Consider the following 16,102-nt stretch of genomic DNA (forward strand, 5'->3'; position numbering starts at 1 on the left):
AACAGCTTATTACTCGACAGTAACCCCGGCAAGCGATACCACCGATCAGTGGGGAAGTAGACAGTCTTCGAGGGACGCCATGTCCAGTAGACCTTCGGCGATATGTTCATGAGGTGAGCGGCGTCACGCAGTGCTGGCGCTACTCGCGCACGGCTGGGCGGGCCATCAGCAGGCCCGTGCGGTACCCGAGTGACACCGCGTGTGTGCGGTCGCGGGCGCGCATCTTCCGCAGGATTCCCTTGACGTGCGAGCGGACCGTCTCGACGGACACGTGCATGGCGTCCGCGATCGACTGGTTCTCCAGCCCGTCCGCGATCAACGTGAGCACCTCGTACTCGCGCCGGGACAGCGCGGGCCGGGAGCGCGGCCGCAGGTTCGGGTCGACGTACCCGTTCGACCGGCACGTCTCCAGGATCACCCGCACGATCCGGTCCGGCTCGGCGCTGCGCGGCACCACGCCGCGCGCGCCGGCCTCCAGCACGGTCCGGACGTAGTCGGTGCCCGCGTGGGCGTCCCGGACCAGCGAGATGACCTGCAGGTGCGGGTCGCCGTCGATCAGCAACCGCGCCAGGTGACCCGCCGGGTCGAGCACCGAGTCGATCAGCAGCACGTCCGGCCTGAGCCGTTCGTGCAGCCGCACGGCCGTGTGCGGGTGACCGGTCGAGCCGAGCCAACGCAACCCCGCAGTGCGTCGGATCAGCGCGGACAGGCCCTCCCGGTACAGCGGCACGGGGTCGACCAGCGCGACCCCTGGCGCGGGCGTGACCATCAGCACCTCCGTTCGTGCTTACGGGGGTGTGACGCAGGTCCCACGGGCCTATGACGCGGTCATACGAGTTCACATACATGACCAACGGTCACGAATGTGATTCAAGACTGGCGAAGCTCTTCCATCCGAGGCAACAGCCTCGTAAGACCTACGTCACATATCCCGTGCGGGATGTGCCAGGTTCCGCCGCCCATGGCCTGGTGCGCTCTCGCGGGCACACGTGTGTGCACGCCAGGAGGTCACATGGGCACCCTCGACTGGGTCGTAGTCGTCGGTTACTTCTTCGTGATGGTCGCGATCGGGCTCTGGTCTCGTGGCCGGGTCCAGAACATCGCGGACTTCTTCACCGCGGGCGGAAAGATGCCCTGGTGGTTGTCCGGCATCTCGCACCACATGTCCGGATACAGCGCCGTCATGTTCGTGGCGTTCGCCTCGGAGGCCTACCGGCTCGGCCTCACCGTCTACGTCTGGTGGTCGCTGACCATCGGCATCGGTGTCGGCATCGGCGCGTTCCTGTTCGCGCCCCGGTGGAACCGCCTGCGGTCGAAGTACAACGTCGCGTCGCCGCTGGAGTACCTGGCCAGGCGCTACAACGTGCCGACCCAGCAGGTCATGGCGTGGGCGGGCGCGCTGCTCAAGGTCGTCGACATCGCCGCCAAGTGGGCGGCCGTCGCGATCCTGCTGAAGGGCTTCGCGGGCGTGCCCATCACGTGGGGCATCATCCTCATCGGTCTCGTCACGATGATCTACTCGGTGCTCGGCGGCCTGTGGGCCGACGCCCTCACCGACTTCGGCCAGTTCATCATCCAGGCCGCCGCCGGCTTCGCGATGTTCTTCGCGGTCGCCGGCCGGCTGGGCATGGACTTCCCGATCACGATCTGGGACAAGCTGCCGGAGAGCCACAGCGACCCGCTCGCCGGGCCGTACACGAGCACGTTCTTCATGGCGCTCTTCCTGATCAAGACGCTCGAGTACAACGGCGGCATGTGGAACCTGGCGCAGCGCTACATGGCCGCGCCGTCGGCCTTCGCCGCCAAGCGTTCGGCCCTGCTGTCGTCCGTGCTGTGGCTCGTGTGGCCGCTCGTGCTGTTCTTCCCGATGTGGGCCGCTCCGCTGATCGTGCCGGGCCTGCAGGGCGCGGCCGCGGAGAGCGCCTACATCGAGATGGGCAAGCAGATGCTGCCCGCGGGCATGATCGGCCTGGTGCTGGCGGGCTTCTTCTCGCACACGATGGCGATGGTGTCGTCCGACGCGAACGTCATCTCTGCGGTGATCACCCGCGACATGCTGCCGAGGCTGTGGAAGGGCATCACCCGCCTCACCTCGGACGGGCAGCTGGTGCTCGCCCGCGTCACGACGTTCCTGTTCATCGGCGGCAGCATGCTGATCGCGATCATCTCCGGCGGCCAGGGCTTCGTGCTGAAGGTCGTCGTCGACCTGGTCGCGGCCACCATGGGCCCGATCGCGATCCCGCTGATGCTCGGCCTGCTGCCGTGGTTCCGCAGGATCGGTTCCACCGCCGCGATCGCGTCGGTGGTCGGCGGTCTGGGCATGTGGGCGTTCCTGTACATCGAGCAGATGAACAAGGCCGCGTGGGTCACCAAGGGCGTGCTGGTCTCCTGGCCGCTCGTGCTCTCGCTGGTGCTCTACCTGACGATCGGATTCCTCAAGTCGGAGCCGTCGCGGGAGCGTGACGAGCTCCTCGACTCGCTCGACACCGACGAGGAGCCCGAGAAGGAAGCCGTCAAGGCCTGATTTCGGCCGTTGCGGAGGCCTTGGAGTGCGGCGGCACTCCAAGGCCTCTTTTTTGCAATTCCACGGCTTATCTCGATAGGCATAGATCAACAACTCGGAATACGTGCGAACGGAGTCGGGAAGGCGCTATCGTCGTGCCGTTTTCGATGGCTTCTCGCGCACGTGGAGATTGATTGTCCATTGGCGACAGCTCCTGGCCTGCACAAAGCTTCCTCGGTCGATTGCCCGGTCCGCCCAGAGACGCGTTGCTGAATCTCGGGACCTCCCGGACACGTCTGCAGGGCGAGAACCTGCTGCGGCAGGGCGAAGAGGGCGACGACGTGCTGTTGCTGCTGACCGGATACGTCAAGATCGAGGTCGATCTGCCCGAAGGCGGTCAGGTGCTCCTCGCGATCAGAACCGGCGGCGACCTCGTCGGCGAGATGGGGCCGCTGGAACACAAGCCGAGAAGCGCGACCGTGCGTGCGTCCACCACCGTCACCTACAAGTCCATCGCCTGGCCCGACCTGGAGAAGTACCTGGCCGACCACCCCCGTGGATCGGTCGAGTTCAGCCGGATGCTGTCGGCGCGACTGCGGTGGTCCAACGAGCGGCGGGTCGACCAGGCCGCGTCCCGGCGGGCCGCCACGCGGGTCGTGCGCGTGCTCTACGAGTTGATGGTCGCGTATGGACGGCGGACGTCGTCCGGAGTGGACATCGACGTCTCGTTGACGCAGAAGGAAATCGCCTCGCTGTCCGGTATGTCGCTCTCCGCGGCGGAATCGGAACTGCGTGAGCTCGAAAAGGCGGGCATCATCCGCAAGCTGTACCGCCGAACGGTCGTAGTGAACGAGATCGCACTGCGCAAGCGAGCCGAAAATCCTGATGACATCCCCCAGTAGTGGGGAATCTGGTTCACCTCTTCGGTGGAAAGTTTCGCGGCGACGCGGACCGTCCCGCGTTCTTCCACAGAAAGGCTCGTAATGGTTGGACCATTTCAGCGTGCCCTCTGCATGTCCGCCGACGCGGAAGGGTACGGCAGACGAACCGATCCGGAGAAGTCCGTCGCGCAGGCAATGCTCGAGTCGGTGCTCAGCGACGCCGCGCTCGACGCCGGGCTGCGCCGCGACAGCTGGTTGCGGCAACCGAAGGGCGACGAGGAACTGGCCGTGCTGCCCGGCGAGGAGCTGGAGCCGAAGGTGGTCGGCCCGTTCCTCGACGCGCTGGACGACGGGCTCGCCCGGCGCAACTTCGGCCTGCCGCCGAGCAAACGGTTGCGGCTGCGCGTCGCGCTGCACCACGGGGTGGCGTACCCGGCGCCGCTCGGGTTCGGCGGACAGGCCGTCGTGCACGTCAGCCGGCTCGTCAACGCGGAGCCGGTGAGACGTGCGCTCGTCCTCGCACCGGACGCCAACCTGGCCGTCATCCTCTCGCCCGAGGTGTTCGACCACGTGGTGCGGCAGGGGTACACCGAGCTCTCCCCGCGCGACTTCCGGCGCGTCGAGGTGGAGCTCAAGGAGATCACCGCCGCGGGGTGGCTCCGGGTGCCCGGTGCCGACGTGCACTCGCTGGAACTCCGCGAGGCCGCGCCGGCGCCGTCCTAGGTCACCCTGTGGTCGTGGTCATCGTCGCGAGACGTTGCCCGGTTCGGCATGCACAGTGGAGTCATGGGGACATGGCGTCCGAAGGACGAGGCGGAGCTGGCCGCCGGCTGGAGTCTGTGGCTGGAGCTGAGCACCCGCGTCTGGCCGGACCCGTCGTGGGACGGCACGCCGGCCGACGCCATCCGCCAGGTTCGCGATCTGCTGTCGGCGTGTGAGCAGATCCGTTCCTCGTACGAGGCCGAGGCCGCGGCCCCGTCGGTCGCCCTGCTGCAGTTGTTGCAGTCCATGACCTTCGTGGCGAGCTTCCCGGTCGACCTCTGGCACGACGACACCCATCCGCTCGACGTCGAACGGGCCGCCCTGCTGCACGGCGACCTGGCTTCGTTCGCCGAACACGTCGCGGGTGTGCGGGCCGCTCTCGCCCGTGGCGGCGGATGGGCATCGCTGGACGCGGAGCGCAGGCCGTGGGGCCTGCCGGTGGACTGACGCGAAGGGCCCGGAGACCAGGCCCTTCGCGACGGTCGTCAGGCCGCTGAGACGAACCCGGACGCGGCGTAGTTCCCTTCGCCGCCACGGAGATCCTTCAGCTTGCGCCACGGGGTGGCCACGACGCTGTCGTGGACGTTGCCCTCGACGGTCTTGATGTGGGTCGCCTTGCCGTGGGCGTCGTACTTGACGTCGACGACGACACCGATGTGGCCCTTCTGCTGCGGGAAGTTGCCATAGACCACGGCATCACCCTTGACGACGGAGCGCTGCTTGATCGGCTTCCACAGCTTGTGCTTCTTGGCCCACGCCTGCCAGTAGGTCGCGAGGTGCCCCTGGTTGACGGTGTCCCACTTCTTCTTGGGCGGGACCGTGGTGTCGGACATGTTCGCGCCGGTGGCACCGCTCTTGGTCCACGTCCAGTACACGAACACCCCGCACCACTGGGTGGGCCAGAAGACGGTCTTGTCGAGCTGGTACTTGCGGGGATAGTGGTTCGCCCCGCCCTTCTCGTGCTGACCGACCTGCCCGAGGGCGGTCGTGGCGATTCGCTCGCGAATCCGTTCCTGTGGCGGGTCGGCCTTGACCGCCGCCACGGGGTCGATGGCGGGTGCCGCGTCGACGTTCTGCGTGGCGACCAGGCCGCCGAGCAGGGACGCGACCAGAACGGCCAGGGCCGCGATCTTCGGTGTCCGGTGCATTTCTTCCTCCTTGTGTGTGGATCAGCCGTGGGACAGGTGGTCGCCGGTCACCGTCACCGGCGCGGGCTGTGGCTCGATCCGGCCGGGCTTCTTGCTCTTCGGCGCGGTTTTGGTCTTGGCCTTGGCGTCTTTGGCGACGGGCGAGGCGAACCCGGTGACCTGTGCCTTCTTCGGGTCGATCGTGACCTTGCGGATCTTGTTGCCGCTGTTGCCGGAGATCACCGTGATGCGACCGGTCTTCCGGTCGACGGCCGTGACGATGCCGACGTGGTCGTTGCGGAAGTCCTTGTCGTTCAGGCGGTACGTCACGGCGTCACCGGGCCGCACCTGCTTGACGCTCGGCCCGTTGCGCCACGTGTGGTTCTTCTTGCCGTAGTCGCGGAAGCTGTTGGCCATCGAGGTGACGCCGTCGGTCTTCGCGCCACCCTTGCCCCAGACGAACTTCGCGAAGTCCGCGCACCACGCCTGGCATTTCCCGTTCGGGCTGTAGGAGTTGCAGTTGTCGCCGGTTTCCCGGTTGCGCTTGCTGTTCATCTCCTGTTCGGCGGTCTCCACGATCCGCCGACGCGTTTCGTCGTCGGTCGACTTCTCGACGGCGACGAGTTGCGGATCGGCCGATATCGAGCGGCCTTCGGACGAAATACCGACCAGGGCGACGGCGGCGAGAATGCCGCCCACCGCGGTTTTGAGCAGGGGCAGTCGCACTGTGATCCTCCATTTGTATTCGGGGGTGATGGTTCGGTTCAGCGGCCGGCAGGCAGGTACGTGAACGGGCCGTCCGTGTGCGGGCCGACCACGATCGGCGCCGGGACGTCCGGCTCGTCCGGCTCGTGCGGCGGCTCCATCGGGAAGGTTCGGACGGTCGGCTCGGGCTCGGACGGTTCGGCGGATTCGAACCGCCACGTCGTCTCCTCCGCGACGGGCTCAGCCTGTCCGGGCAGGTCGGACGGCTCGGACGACTCGTTCACGACCGGTTCCACGGGTGCGGGCTCTTCCGGCTGCACGGGCTGTTCAACCTGTTCAGCCGGCTGTGTCTCCTGCGGCTCCTCTGCCGGCTCCTCCGTCGGTTCCGCGGGTACTTCCGCAGGTGCTTCCGCGACCGGCGGCTCGGCGGTGCTCGGCTCGTCGCCCAGGTGATGGCCCAGCAGGAACGCCGCCACGACCGCCAGCGCGAACGCGGCGAACACGAGCACCGTGTTCCGCTTGTCGGGGATTTGTCGCTGTGGCATCTCCGGACCTCCCTGGTCGAATCGCTCGATCCGAGGCAATCCGTCCGAATAGCCGTCCGACAAGATTCCGCGATGTCCGGGACTGATCGGGACGGCACTGCCATGCTGGCGACGCATCCGAGTCCGACAGGGGGAGTCGATGAGCACCGAATCGTGGTGGAACCCGCCCGCGAATACGGGTGATGCGGAATTCGTCGCGGCATTGCGGGAACTGCGCACCCGGCTCGGCCTGAGCTACCGCGTTCCGGAACGCCGAGCCGCACAGGCCGGCGACGTCTTACCCAGTTCGACGCTGAACTCGGCGTTGTCCCGGACGACGCCGCCGAGCGAACAGGTCCTGACCGCGTTCCTCCGCGCGTGCGGGGCGGACGAGGAGACCATCGAGCGCTGGCGTGCGGCCCGTGCGGAACTGACGGTCGAGCCGGTTTCACTCAGTCCGCTTCCCGACGGTTCCGGCATATCGCGGCGCCGCAGGTTCGTGTTGGTCGCCGCCTTGGCGGTGCTGGTGGTCGCGGCCGGTGTCCTGGTCGCCCTCGCACCCGGCCGCCGCGACGTCCCGTCCGATCGGGACGCCGCCGGACAGACCCCGCCAACGACCGGTTCCTCCGCGCAGCAGGTGGGACAGGCGCCCGCCACGGCACCGGCGGTCACGCCGACCACCCGTGCGGTCCGCGGCCACGAGCCCGCGCCGACCACCACCTCCGTGAGCAAGGCTCCGGAGCCGCGTCCCGGTGATGACGACTGGGACATCCCGCCGGACACGTGGTCGCCGACGTCGTCGAAGAGGACCACGACCACCACGGAACCCGCGATCGGCACGTTCCCCGGCTACGTGTGCGACCCGCCGCCGTCCAACGTGTGCCACGAGGCCAAGTAACGACGAAAGGCCCAGGTGACGAGTCACCTGGGCCTTCGTATGTGGAGCGGGTGACGGGAATCGAACCCGCCTCTACAGCTTGGGAAGCTGTCGTTCTACCAATGAACTACACCCGCATCGGTAGTGCGTCGCCGATCATACACAAACGTCGGGCTACCCTGTGCCAGTGCTTCTGAGTGACCAGGATCTGCGCAAAGAGGTCGAGTCCGGGCGACTCCACCTGGACCCGTTCGACGTCGAGATGGTGCAGCCGTCCAGCATCGACGTCCGGCTGGACCGCTTCTTCCGGGTCTTCAACAACCTGAAGTACACCCACATCGACCCGTCGGTGCAGCAGGACGAGCTGACGAGCCTGGTGGAGACGCCGGACGGCGAGCCGTTCGTGCTGCACCCCGGCGAGTTCGTGCTCGGGTCGACGTTCGAGATGGTCACGCTGCCCGACGACCTGGCGGGCCGGCTCGAGGGCAAGTCGAGCCTCGGCCGCCTCGGCCTGCTGACCCACTCGACGGCCGGGTTCATCGACCCCGGTTTCTCGGGGCACATCACGCTCGAGCTGTCGAACGTGGCGAACCTGCCGATCACGTTGTGGCCGGGCATGAAGATCGGACAGCTGTGCCTGTTCCGGCTGACCAGCGCCGCCGAGTTCCCGTACGGCTCGAAGCAGGCCGGGTCGCGGTACCAGGGGCAGCGGGGGCCGACGCCGAGCCGCGCGTACCTGAACTTCCACCGGACCGACACGCGCCGCTGAGCCGCGTCAGCCGCGCGACAGGTCGCCGTACCGGTCGAGCACCCGCTGACGCAGCTCGGGATTGTTGCGCGGCACCGGTTCCAGGAAGATCTCGTCGAGGTCGCCGAACTCGGCGCGCAGCTCGCCGTCGAGGCGCACACACACCTCCTCGAGCTGCGCGGCGGTGAGTGAGTCGTCGAAGTCCAGCCGCGCACACAGCAGCACCCGGTCGGTGCCGATCAACATGGTGAGCACGTCGACCACGGCGTCGACCTCCGGCACACCGGCGAGCCGCCGCCAGATCGCCTTCACCATCACCGGGTCGGCCTGGCGGCCGATCAGCAGACCGCGGTTGGTCCGCGCGAGGACGTACGCGACGAGCGCGAGCAGCAGGCCGATCAGCACGGACGCGATGCCGTCCCAGATGTGCGACCCGGTCAGCTGGTGCAGCCCGAGGCCACCGAACGCCAGCACCAGGCCGATGAGCGCGGCGGAGTCCTCCAGGAAGACCGTCTTCACCGTCGGGTCGTCCGACATCTGCAGGAACCTCATCAGCGACCGCCCCTCGGCCGCGGCCTCGGCGCGCACCTGGCGGAACGCCTGCGTCCACGACACCGACTCCATGGCGAACGCCAGGCCCAGCACGATGTAGCCGACGAGCGGCTTGACCTGCTCGGTCGGGTGGCCGAACAGCGTGCTGAACCCTTCGTAGAACGCGAACATCGCACCCGAGGCGAAGATCGACACGGCGGCGAGCAGCGACCAGAAGTAGCGCTCCTTGCCGTATCCGAAAGGGTGCCTGCGGTCGGCGGGCCGGTCGGAGCGGCGTAGCGCGGTCAGCAGCAGGGCCTCGGTGAACGTGTCCGCGACCGAGTGAGCGGCCTCGGACAACACCGCCGCGGAGCCGGTGATCACGCCGGCGACGCCCTTCATCACCGCGATCGCCAGGTTCACCAACAGGGCCAGAACGACGGTCAGGGTGCTCTCGCCGCTGGGCTGCTGCTGCTCACTCATGCGGGCAAGCCTAGGGGCGGCCGCTAGTTACTGCATTCGAGTGACATAGCTCTCGGGAGGCAACATCCGCCACGCCTGCGGTGTCTTAAGGACGGGATCTGCCACAGGGGGATGGCGCTGATCACCACGGGGGTAGGACGGCGCGGCCTGTGTCCATAATGGACGCAGGCCGCGCCGGTTTTCGTGGTACTACGATCGCGAGATGCGAGGCGAGGACGACACCGACGCCGAGGTCGAAACCTGGAGGGCGATGGTCCCCGCGATCGACCCGGTGGTCGAGGGCGTGGTGGACCGCGTCCACCAGATCAGCAAGTACCTGGACTTCCTCGCGACCGAGATCGCGGCGCCGCACGGCCTGAACCGCGCCGACTACGAGATCCTCGCCCGCCTGTTCTGGATCGGCCCGCCCCACCGGCTCACGCCCAAACAGCTCGCGAACGGCACGCTCAGCCCCGCCACGACGATCACCAGCAGGCTCGACCGTCTCGAGAAGGCCGGCCTGGTGGTCCGTGAGCTCGACCCGAGCGACCGTCGCTCGCTGCCCGCGACGCTGACCGGCGAAGGTCGCGACATCTTCCTGCAGATCGTGGCCGGGCAGGCCGAACGGGAGAAGGAGCTGTTCACCGCGCTGCCGGGTGCAGACCTGGAACAACTGCGCGAATTGCTCAAGCAGGTCATGGAGGTGCTGGCCGGTGAGCTCGGTCCGGCGCATCGCCGCACCCGGCTGGCGCTCGACAGCAAAGAGTAGATTGCTACGAAGTCGTACTATCCGATATCGTACCGACTGGCGGTACGAGAGGGAGGGCGACATGGGCGGCTATCCACTGTCCGAGTGACGACGAATATCCGGCCGTCACCGTTAGCCTGCGGCATGGGAATTTTGGTTCATGTGCTGCTGACCGCGGTGGCGGTCTGGGTGTCGACCCTGATCCCCGGCATCGACCTGCTGGAAGGCACCACCACGACCCGGATCCTGACGCTGCTCGGCGTCGCGGTGATCTTCGGTCTGGTGAACGCGGTCGTGAAGCCGGTCGTCAAGTTCTTCGGCTGCGTCTTCTACATCGTCACCCTTGGCCTCATCGGCCTGGTCGTGAACGCGTTGCTGTTCATGCTGACCGGCTGGATCGCCGACCAGTTCGGCCTGCCCTTCCGGGTCGACGGTTTCTGGCCCGCGTTCTGGGGCGCGATCATCGTCGCGCTGACCGGCTGGGTGCTGAACCTGGTCTACGACAAGGTCACCGACAACGACTGACGCAACCAGCCGGTGTGAAGCGCGTCTCCCAGAACGAGGTACATACTTCGAATTGGGGGATTCGAATGCGCAAGATCGCGTTCGCGCTCGCATTGGGCACGTTGGTCGCCTTCGCGCCACCGGCTTCCGCTGAAGCCGGTGGCGTCGTCTTCGGATCGGTGTGGTTCGACGTCAACGAGGACGGCATCCGGCAGGCGGACGAGCCGCCGGTGGCCGGCTACCAGTTGATGCTCAACGACATGTACACCGGCGTGACGTCGACTGACGAGAACGGCAACTACCGGTTCGAGAACTTCCCGGACCGCACGAGCTACCGGATCTCGTGGTTCGGCCGCGGCACGTGGGCCTTCACCAAGTCCGGCGGTGACTCGGACTTCGACCCGAACACCGGTGCCACCGCGGACTTCACGGTGCAGCCCGGCGAGCAGGCGGGGCCGTTCAACGCCGGGCTCATCAAGGAGCGCGTCGACACCGCCGTCACGGCCGTCCGGGCGCCCAGGAAGGTCCGGGTCGGTGACGAGGTGGAGGTGAAGATCACCTTCGAGAACACCGGCAACAGCCCCACGCCGCTGTCCGGCATTGCGACCTTCCCGGCGGGAATGACTCCACTGTGGACGGATGCGCCGGTGCCGTACATCGACGGGCAGAAGGTCTACATGTCGAGCTATTACCAGCCTGACACGAACATCGGCGAATCGGTCACTTACACCGTCAGGGCGCGTGTCGACGCGTCCGTTCGGGGGCAGATCGTCGCCGAGGCCAACAACCCGTGGGACACCGACGAAAACAACAACGTTCGCAAGGCAACCGTACGGACGTGACGCGCGTACTCAGGTCGAAGGGGAGCACATCATCGACTTGGGGGAACTGAAATGCGTTACGTGGCAAAGCTTTCGGCGTTCGGTCTCGCACTGGCCGCGTCGGCCCTCGTGGCTCAGCCCGCGACGGCCGACCCGGCCGGCACGATCACCGGCTCGGTGTGGATGGACGCGAACTACGACGGCATCCGTCAGGCCGACGAGCCGCCCGCCGAGGGCGTGCAGGTCTTTCTGAGCGGCCGCCGCGTCTCTATCACCGACGCGAACGGCGCCTATCGGTTCGAGAACCTCCCGCAGGGCAGCTACCGGATCACCGAGCAGGACGGCCCGCAGCGGTGGGCGTTCACCAAGCCCGGCGGCGACTCCGCGGCCGACCCGAACACCGGGTGGACCGAATACTTCACCGTCACCGCGGGCGAGACCGAGCAGGTCGACCTCGGTGTCGTGAAGCAGTATCGGGACGCCGCGATCGCGAAGGTCGGCGCGCCGGAGCTCGTGCGGGTCGGTGACCTGGTGAGCATCGACGTCACCTTCCGCAACGAGGGCAACTGCCTGATCACGTTGTACGGCATCGCCGAGCTGCCGGCCGGGCTGCAGCCGCTGGGCACGAACGCGCCAGCCGGTGAGGTCCGCGGCCAGACGGTGCTCATGTCCAACGGCCGCCAGGCCGCGACCCGGCTCGGTGAGTCCGTGACCTACCGGGTGGACGCGCGGGTGACCGGTGAGGTCAAGGGTGAGCTCGTCGTCACCGCCAACGGCGACGACCTCGCCGAGGACAACCGCGACAACAACGTGGTGCGCAAGAACATCGACACCATCTGACACAACAACAACACACACTGGGGGAACAGAAATGCGTTACACGGCAAGACTTTCCGCGTTCGCGCTGGCACTCGCAGCCTCGGCCGTCGTGGTCCAGCCGGCGATGGCGAGCGAGGGTGGCACGGTCTTCGGCTCGGCGTGGATCGACGCGAACGAGGACGGCATCCGGCAGACGGACGAGAAGCCGCTGGCGAACTTCACCTTCCTGGTGCCCGGCGTGTACTACGCGGGCACGACGGACGAGAACGGCAACTACAAGATCGAGAACGTGCCGGCGGGCACCCGAGTCGTCACCCTGTTCGCCAGGGGTACCTGGACGTTCACCAAGGGCGGCGGCGACTCGGACTTCGACCCGAGCACCTTGCAGACCCGGCAGTTCACGCTCACCGAGGGCGGGCAGGCCGGCCCGTTCAACGCGGGTATGGTCGAGTACCGGCCCGACGCGACGGTCACCGATGTCGACGTCCCGCGCTTCATGCGGGTCGGCGAGCAGGTGAACATCGACGTCACCTACACCAACACGGGCAACGCCCCGAACCCGTTGTACGGCACGGCAACCCTGCCCGACGGGCTCACGCCGCTGTCGACGAACGCGCCGGTGCCGTGGATCGACGGGCAGAAGGTCTACATGTCGAGCATGTACCAGCCGGACGTCCACCTGGGCGAGTCGGTGACCTACACGATCGTCGCGCGGGTGGACAAGCAGATCAGGCGCGGCGAGATCGTCGTGACCGAGGATCAGTACGGGGACGTCAACCCGAGCGACAACGTGAAGAAGGTGAAGGTCTGGGCCTTCTGACAAAACGAGCCCCGGTCCACTGTGGACCGGGGCTCGTTTCCTGAATCAGGTCAGGCGGTCGGCGCCGGCTCCGCGGCCGGTTCCGACTGGCCGCGCTTGACCGCGGTGAGCAGCAGCTGCGCCACGTCCACGACCTCGACGTGCGCACCGGCCTGGCCGTCGGCCTGCCGGGCGGTCACGCCGTCCGTCAGCATCACGCGGCAGAACGGGCAGCCGGTCGCGATCTTCGACGGGGCGGTCGACAGCGCCTCGTCGACGCGGTCGACGTTGATGCGCTTGCCGATCCGCTCCTCCATCCACATGCGGGCACCGCCGGCGCCGCAGCACATCGAGCGTTCCTGGTGGCGCGGCATCTCGCGCAACGTCGCACCCGAAGCGCCCACCAGCTCGCGCGGCGCCTCGTAGACCTTGTTGTGGCGGCCCAGGTAGCACGGGTCGTGGTACGTCACGTCCTCGGTGACCGGCGCGACGGGCACCAGGCGGCGTTCCCGCACCAGGCGGTTCAGCAGCTGCGTGTGGTGCACGACCTCGTACGTGCCACCCACCTGCGGGTACTCGTTCGCCAGCGTGTTGAAGCAGTGGGCGCACGTGACGACGATCTTGCGGCGACCCGCGTCGCGGCCCTCGAAGACCGTGTTGAGCACCTCGACGTTCTGCTGCGCCAGCATCTGGAAGAGGAACTCGTTGCCCGCGCGGCGGGCCGGGTCACCGGTGCAGGTCTCCTCGGGGCCGAGGACGGCGAACGAGACACCCGCGGTGTGCAGCAGCTCGGCCACGGCCCGCGTGGTCTTCTTCGCGCGGTCCTCGAACGCGCCCGCGCAACCGACCCAGAACAGGTACTCGGTGTCGCCCAGCTCGCCGTCGAACACGGGCACCTCGAAGTCCAGGCCCTCGGTCCACGCGAGGCGGTCCTTGGCGTTCTGGCCCCAGGGGTTGCCCTTGTTCTCCAGGTTCTTGAACATGCCGCCGAGCTCGGTCGGGAAGTTCGACTCGATCAGCACCTGGTAGCGGCGCATGTCGACGATGTGGTCGACGTGCTCGATGTCGACCGGGCACTGCTCGACGCAGGCGCCACAGCTGGTGCAGGACCACAGCACCTCGGGGTCGATGACGCCCATCTCGTCCACGCCGCCGACCAGCGGGCGCTCGGCCTCGGCCATCGCCAGCACGTCGATGGACTCCAGGCGCTTCTGGTAGTCCTTGTAGTTCTCCTCGACCAGGCCGACCTCGTCGCCGCCCATGTCCTTGCGGCCACCGGCCAGCAGGTACGGCGCCTTGGCGAAGGCGTGGTCGCGCAGCTGCGTAATGACCAGCTTGGGGGACAACGGCTTTCCGGTGTTCCACGCCGGGCACTGGGACTGGCAGCGGCCGCACTCGGTGCAGGTGCTGAAGTCCAGCCAGCCCTTCCACGTGAAGTCCTCGACCTTGCCGACGCCGAACACGTCCTTGTCGGGGTCGGCCTCTTCGAGGTCCAGGACCTTGCCGCCGCTCATCATCGGCTTCAGTGCGCCGAGCGCGACGCCGCCGTCGTCCTCGCGCTTGAAGTAGATGTTGAAGAACGCGCTGAACCGGTGCCACGCGACACCCATGGTCAGGTTCTTGCCGACCACGACGAGCCAGATCATGCCGGACAGCAGCTTGATCAGCGCCATGATCGACACCCAGACCGGCGCCGACGGCAGCAGGTGCGAGAGCGGCTGCGTGACGAACGACGTCCACAGCGGAGCGACCTCCAGGCCACTCGACTGCTTGAACGCCTTCACGCCGAGGATGCCGAGACCCTCGATGATCACGACGGCCTCGACGAAGTAGGCCGCCTTGAAACTCGAGCCGGCGAACCGGGACACGCGACCGGCGCGGCGCGGGTGGTTCAGCTGCCGGATGACGGCCAGCACGACGCCACCGACGACGGTGCCGAGGCCGAGCAGCTCGACCAGCAGCAGCCAGATCGACCACGTGCCGATGATCGGCCAGTGGAAGTGCGGGTTGAACACCTCGCCGTACGCCTCGAACAGCACCGCGGAGCCGATGAGGAAGCCCCACATGACCATCCAGTGCCACGGCGCGACGGAGCGGAACTTCGCCATCCGTGTGTGGGCCACGAACTCGACGATCAGCTGGCGCAGCCGGGGCACGAACGGGCCGTTGCGGGTCGCGTCCGGCTGACCGAGCCGGATGATCTTGATCATCTTCACGACGCCCGAGACGAACACGCCCCAGGCGACAACGCTCACCGCCACCGCGACGAGGCCGAGAACGAGCTCCACAGTCATGGGCGGCAGCGTACGCCCCATTACTGGTCAGTAACCACTTGGACGTGGTCCGTGTCATGCTCGAACTTGTGGAACAATCGTTCAAGTAGTTTCGCGTTCGTTCTGGGAGTCGCCGTGCTGTACCTGGTCCTGGCCATCGCGATCGCCGGTGAGATCACCGCGACCGTGTCGCTCAAGCTGTCGGAGGGCTTCACCAAGCTCTGGCCGTCCGTTGTGGTCGTGGCCGGGTACGCCCTCGCGTTCACGATGTTGTCGATGGCGCTGAAGATGGGGATGCTCGTCGGTGTCGCCTACGCGATCTGGTCTGCTGTCGGGGTCGCCGCGGTGGCGATCATCGGCTGGAGATTCCTGGGTGAGCACCTCAACCCGACGATGATCGCCGGGCTCGCGCTGGTGATCGCGGGCGTGGTCACCCTGGAGATCGGGAGGATCCACTGAGTACAGAGGTCGACGGGCGGAAGCTGCGCGGCGAACGGCGGCGCCGCGCGATCCTCGAGGCGACGCTGCGGGTGATCGAACGCGACGGCGTGGGCGGGGTGACCCATCGTTCGGTCGCGCGCGAGGCGGACGTGCCCCCGACTTCGCCCACCTACTACTACGCGACGCTGGACGACCTGCTGATCGCGACCCTGGTGTGGTCGGCCGAGCACCTGTGCGGCGAGATGCTGCGAATGATCGAGTCGAGTCCGCGCGAGATCGCCGAGTTCCTGGCGCGCGCTCTCGACGAGGACCGCGGCCGCACGCTCGCCGAGTACGAGCTGTACCTGCTCGCCACCCGGCGGCCGGAGCTGCGGCCCGCCGCCCGGCGGTGGATCGACCTCGCCTTCGAGACCGTGCGACCGGCGAACCCGGTGTGGTTCAAGGTGGTGCTCGCCGCGGTCGACGGTCTGCTCATCCAGGGCCTGCTGGCCGACGCACCACCCACGGCGGACGAGCTGGAGCCAATCGTGTCCTTCTTGATCCGCGACCGCGACTGACGCGGCGGGACAATGGGTTC

General features: G+C 67.4%; 19 protein-coding genes and 1 tRNA gene. 13 read left to right on the top strand and 7 right to left on the bottom strand.

Annotated elements, in window-relative coordinates:
• Nucleotides 1-139: 139 nt before the first annotated feature.
• A complete protein-coding gene (locus QSK35_RS26585) occupies nucleotides 140-769 on the bottom strand; it encodes a response regulator transcription factor (protein ID WP_285750230.1) in 630 nt (209 codons plus the stop codon).
• A 243-nt stretch (nucleotides 770-1,012) separates the two neighbouring features.
• Here QSK35_RS26585 and QSK35_RS26590 point away from each other — a divergent pair, with 243 nt between their 5' ends.
• From QSK35_RS26590 to QSK35_RS26605, 4 genes are all read left to right on the top strand, one after another.
• Nucleotides 1,013-2,524 carry a sodium:solute symporter family protein gene (locus QSK35_RS26590; protein WP_285750232.1) on the top strand — a complete coding sequence of 504 codons (1,512 nt, stop codon included), beginning with the start codon at nucleotides 1,013-1,015 and terminating at the stop codon, nucleotides 2,522-2,524.
• Between the two features lie 245 nt (nucleotides 2,525-2,769).
• Nucleotides 2,770-3,405 (top strand): Crp/Fnr family transcriptional regulator, encoded by a 636-nt coding sequence (locus QSK35_RS26595; protein ID WP_285750233.1) that lies wholly within the window; start codon nucleotides 2,770-2,772, stop codon nucleotides 3,403-3,405.
• Nucleotides 3,406-3,516: 111 nt separating this feature from the next.
• Nucleotides 3,517-4,107: a hypothetical protein gene (locus QSK35_RS26600; protein WP_285750234.1), complete on the top strand. Its 591-nt coding sequence runs from the start codon at nucleotides 3,517-3,519 to the stop codon at nucleotides 4,105-4,107.
• 63 nt (nucleotides 4,108-4,170) lie between these two features.
• Nucleotides 4,171-4,593, top strand: coding sequence for a hypothetical protein (locus tag QSK35_RS26605; protein WP_285750235.1), 423 nt, complete (start codon nucleotides 4,171-4,173; stop codon nucleotides 4,591-4,593).
• Between the two features lie 38 nt (nucleotides 4,594-4,631).
• Here QSK35_RS26605 and QSK35_RS26610 read toward each other — a convergent pair whose 3' ends face one another.
• Genes QSK35_RS26610 through QSK35_RS26620 form a run of 3 tightly spaced genes read right to left on the bottom strand, consistent with a single transcriptional unit; the run spans nucleotide 4,632 to nucleotide 6,523 of the window.
• The gene (locus tag QSK35_RS26610; protein WP_285750236.1) at nucleotides 4,632-5,294 is read right to left on the bottom strand and encodes a CHAP domain-containing protein; all 663 of its coding nucleotides are present in this window, start codon (nucleotides 5,292-5,294) and stop codon (nucleotides 4,632-4,634) included.
• Between the two features lie 21 nt (nucleotides 5,295-5,315).
• Nucleotides 5,316-5,999 (bottom strand): CHAP domain-containing protein, encoded by a 684-nt coding sequence (locus tag QSK35_RS26615; protein ID WP_285750237.1) that lies wholly within the window; start codon nucleotides 5,997-5,999, stop codon nucleotides 5,316-5,318.
• 38 nt (nucleotides 6,000-6,037) lie between these two features.
• Nucleotides 6,038-6,523, bottom strand: coding sequence for a hypothetical protein (locus QSK35_RS26620; protein ID WP_285750238.1), 486 nt, complete (start codon nucleotides 6,521-6,523; stop codon nucleotides 6,038-6,040).
• Between the two features lie 139 nt (nucleotides 6,524-6,662).
• On the opposite strand from QSK35_RS26620, the gene QSK35_RS26625 reads away from it, so the two are divergent.
• The gene (locus QSK35_RS26625; protein WP_285750239.1) at nucleotides 6,663-7,400 is read left to right on the top strand and encodes a helix-turn-helix domain-containing protein; all 738 of its coding nucleotides are present in this window, start codon (nucleotides 6,663-6,665) and stop codon (nucleotides 7,398-7,400) included.
• A gap of 42 nt (nucleotides 7,401-7,442) precedes the next feature.
• On the opposite strand, the gene QSK35_RS26630 is transcribed toward QSK35_RS26625, so the two are convergent.
• Nucleotides 7,443-7,516: transfer RNA gene (locus tag QSK35_RS26630), tRNA-Gly, on the bottom strand.
• A gap of 50 nt (nucleotides 7,517-7,566) precedes the next feature.
• Between QSK35_RS26630 and dcd the strand changes: the two genes are divergently transcribed.
• Entirely contained in the window at nucleotides 7,567-8,148 is a 582-nt protein-coding gene (dcd, locus tag QSK35_RS26635) for a dCTP deaminase (RefSeq protein ID WP_285750240.1), read from the top strand.
• 6 nt (nucleotides 8,149-8,154) lie between these two features.
• Here the strand turns inward: dcd and QSK35_RS26640 are convergent, their stop codons facing one another.
• Nucleotides 8,155-9,141 carry a cation diffusion facilitator family transporter gene (locus QSK35_RS26640; RefSeq protein WP_285750241.1) on the bottom strand — a complete coding sequence of 329 codons (987 nt, stop codon included), beginning with the start codon at nucleotides 9,139-9,141 and terminating at the stop codon, nucleotides 8,155-8,157.
• Nucleotides 9,142-9,343: 202 nt separating this feature from the next.
• Here QSK35_RS26640 and QSK35_RS26645 point away from each other — a divergent pair, with 202 nt between their 5' ends.
• From QSK35_RS26645 to QSK35_RS26665, 5 genes are all read left to right on the top strand, one after another.
• Nucleotides 9,344-9,889, top strand: coding sequence for a MarR family winged helix-turn-helix transcriptional regulator (locus QSK35_RS26645; protein WP_285750242.1), 546 nt, complete (start codon nucleotides 9,344-9,346; stop codon nucleotides 9,887-9,889).
• Between the two features lie 123 nt (nucleotides 9,890-10,012).
• Nucleotides 10,013-10,393 (top strand): phage holin family protein, encoded by a 381-nt coding sequence (locus tag QSK35_RS26650; RefSeq protein WP_285750243.1) that lies wholly within the window; start codon nucleotides 10,013-10,015, stop codon nucleotides 10,391-10,393.
• A 65-nt stretch (nucleotides 10,394-10,458) separates the two neighbouring features.
• Complete coding sequence (locus QSK35_RS26655) at nucleotides 10,459-11,214, top strand: SdrD B-like domain-containing protein (protein WP_285750244.1); 756 nt, start codon at nucleotides 10,459-10,461, stop codon at nucleotides 11,212-11,214.
• Nucleotides 11,215-11,265: 51 nt separating this feature from the next.
• Nucleotides 11,266-12,033 (top strand): SdrD B-like domain-containing protein, encoded by a 768-nt coding sequence (locus QSK35_RS26660; RefSeq protein WP_285750245.1) that lies wholly within the window; start codon nucleotides 11,266-11,268, stop codon nucleotides 12,031-12,033.
• 31 nt (nucleotides 12,034-12,064) lie between these two features.
• Nucleotides 12,065-12,832, top strand: coding sequence for an SdrD B-like domain-containing protein (locus QSK35_RS26665; protein ID WP_285750246.1), 768 nt, complete (start codon nucleotides 12,065-12,067; stop codon nucleotides 12,830-12,832).
• A gap of 50 nt (nucleotides 12,833-12,882) precedes the next feature.
• Here the strand turns inward: QSK35_RS26665 and QSK35_RS26670 are convergent, their stop codons facing one another.
• On the bottom strand, nucleotides 12,883-15,105 hold the full coding sequence (locus tag QSK35_RS26670; protein ID WP_285750247.1) for a (Fe-S)-binding protein: 2,223 nt from the start codon (nucleotides 15,103-15,105) through the stop codon (nucleotides 12,883-12,885).
• A gap of 114 nt (nucleotides 15,106-15,219) precedes the next feature.
• Here QSK35_RS26670 and QSK35_RS26675 point away from each other — a divergent pair, with 114 nt between their 5' ends.
• Complete coding sequence (locus tag QSK35_RS26675) at nucleotides 15,220-15,543, top strand: DMT family transporter (protein WP_285750248.1); 324 nt, start codon at nucleotides 15,220-15,222, stop codon at nucleotides 15,541-15,543.
• A complete protein-coding gene (locus QSK35_RS26680; protein WP_285750362.1) occupies nucleotides 15,540-16,082 on the top strand; it encodes a TetR/AcrR family transcriptional regulator in 543 nt (180 codons plus the stop codon). Before QSK35_RS26675 ends, QSK35_RS26680 begins: the two co-directional genes overlap by 4 nt.
• Nucleotides 16,083-16,102 lie beyond the last annotated feature (20 nt).

The sequence above is a fragment of the Lentzea sp. NBRC 105346 genome (assembly GCF_030269605.1).
Taxonomy (GTDB): domain Bacteria; phylum Actinomycetota; class Actinomycetes; order Mycobacteriales; family Pseudonocardiaceae; genus Lentzea.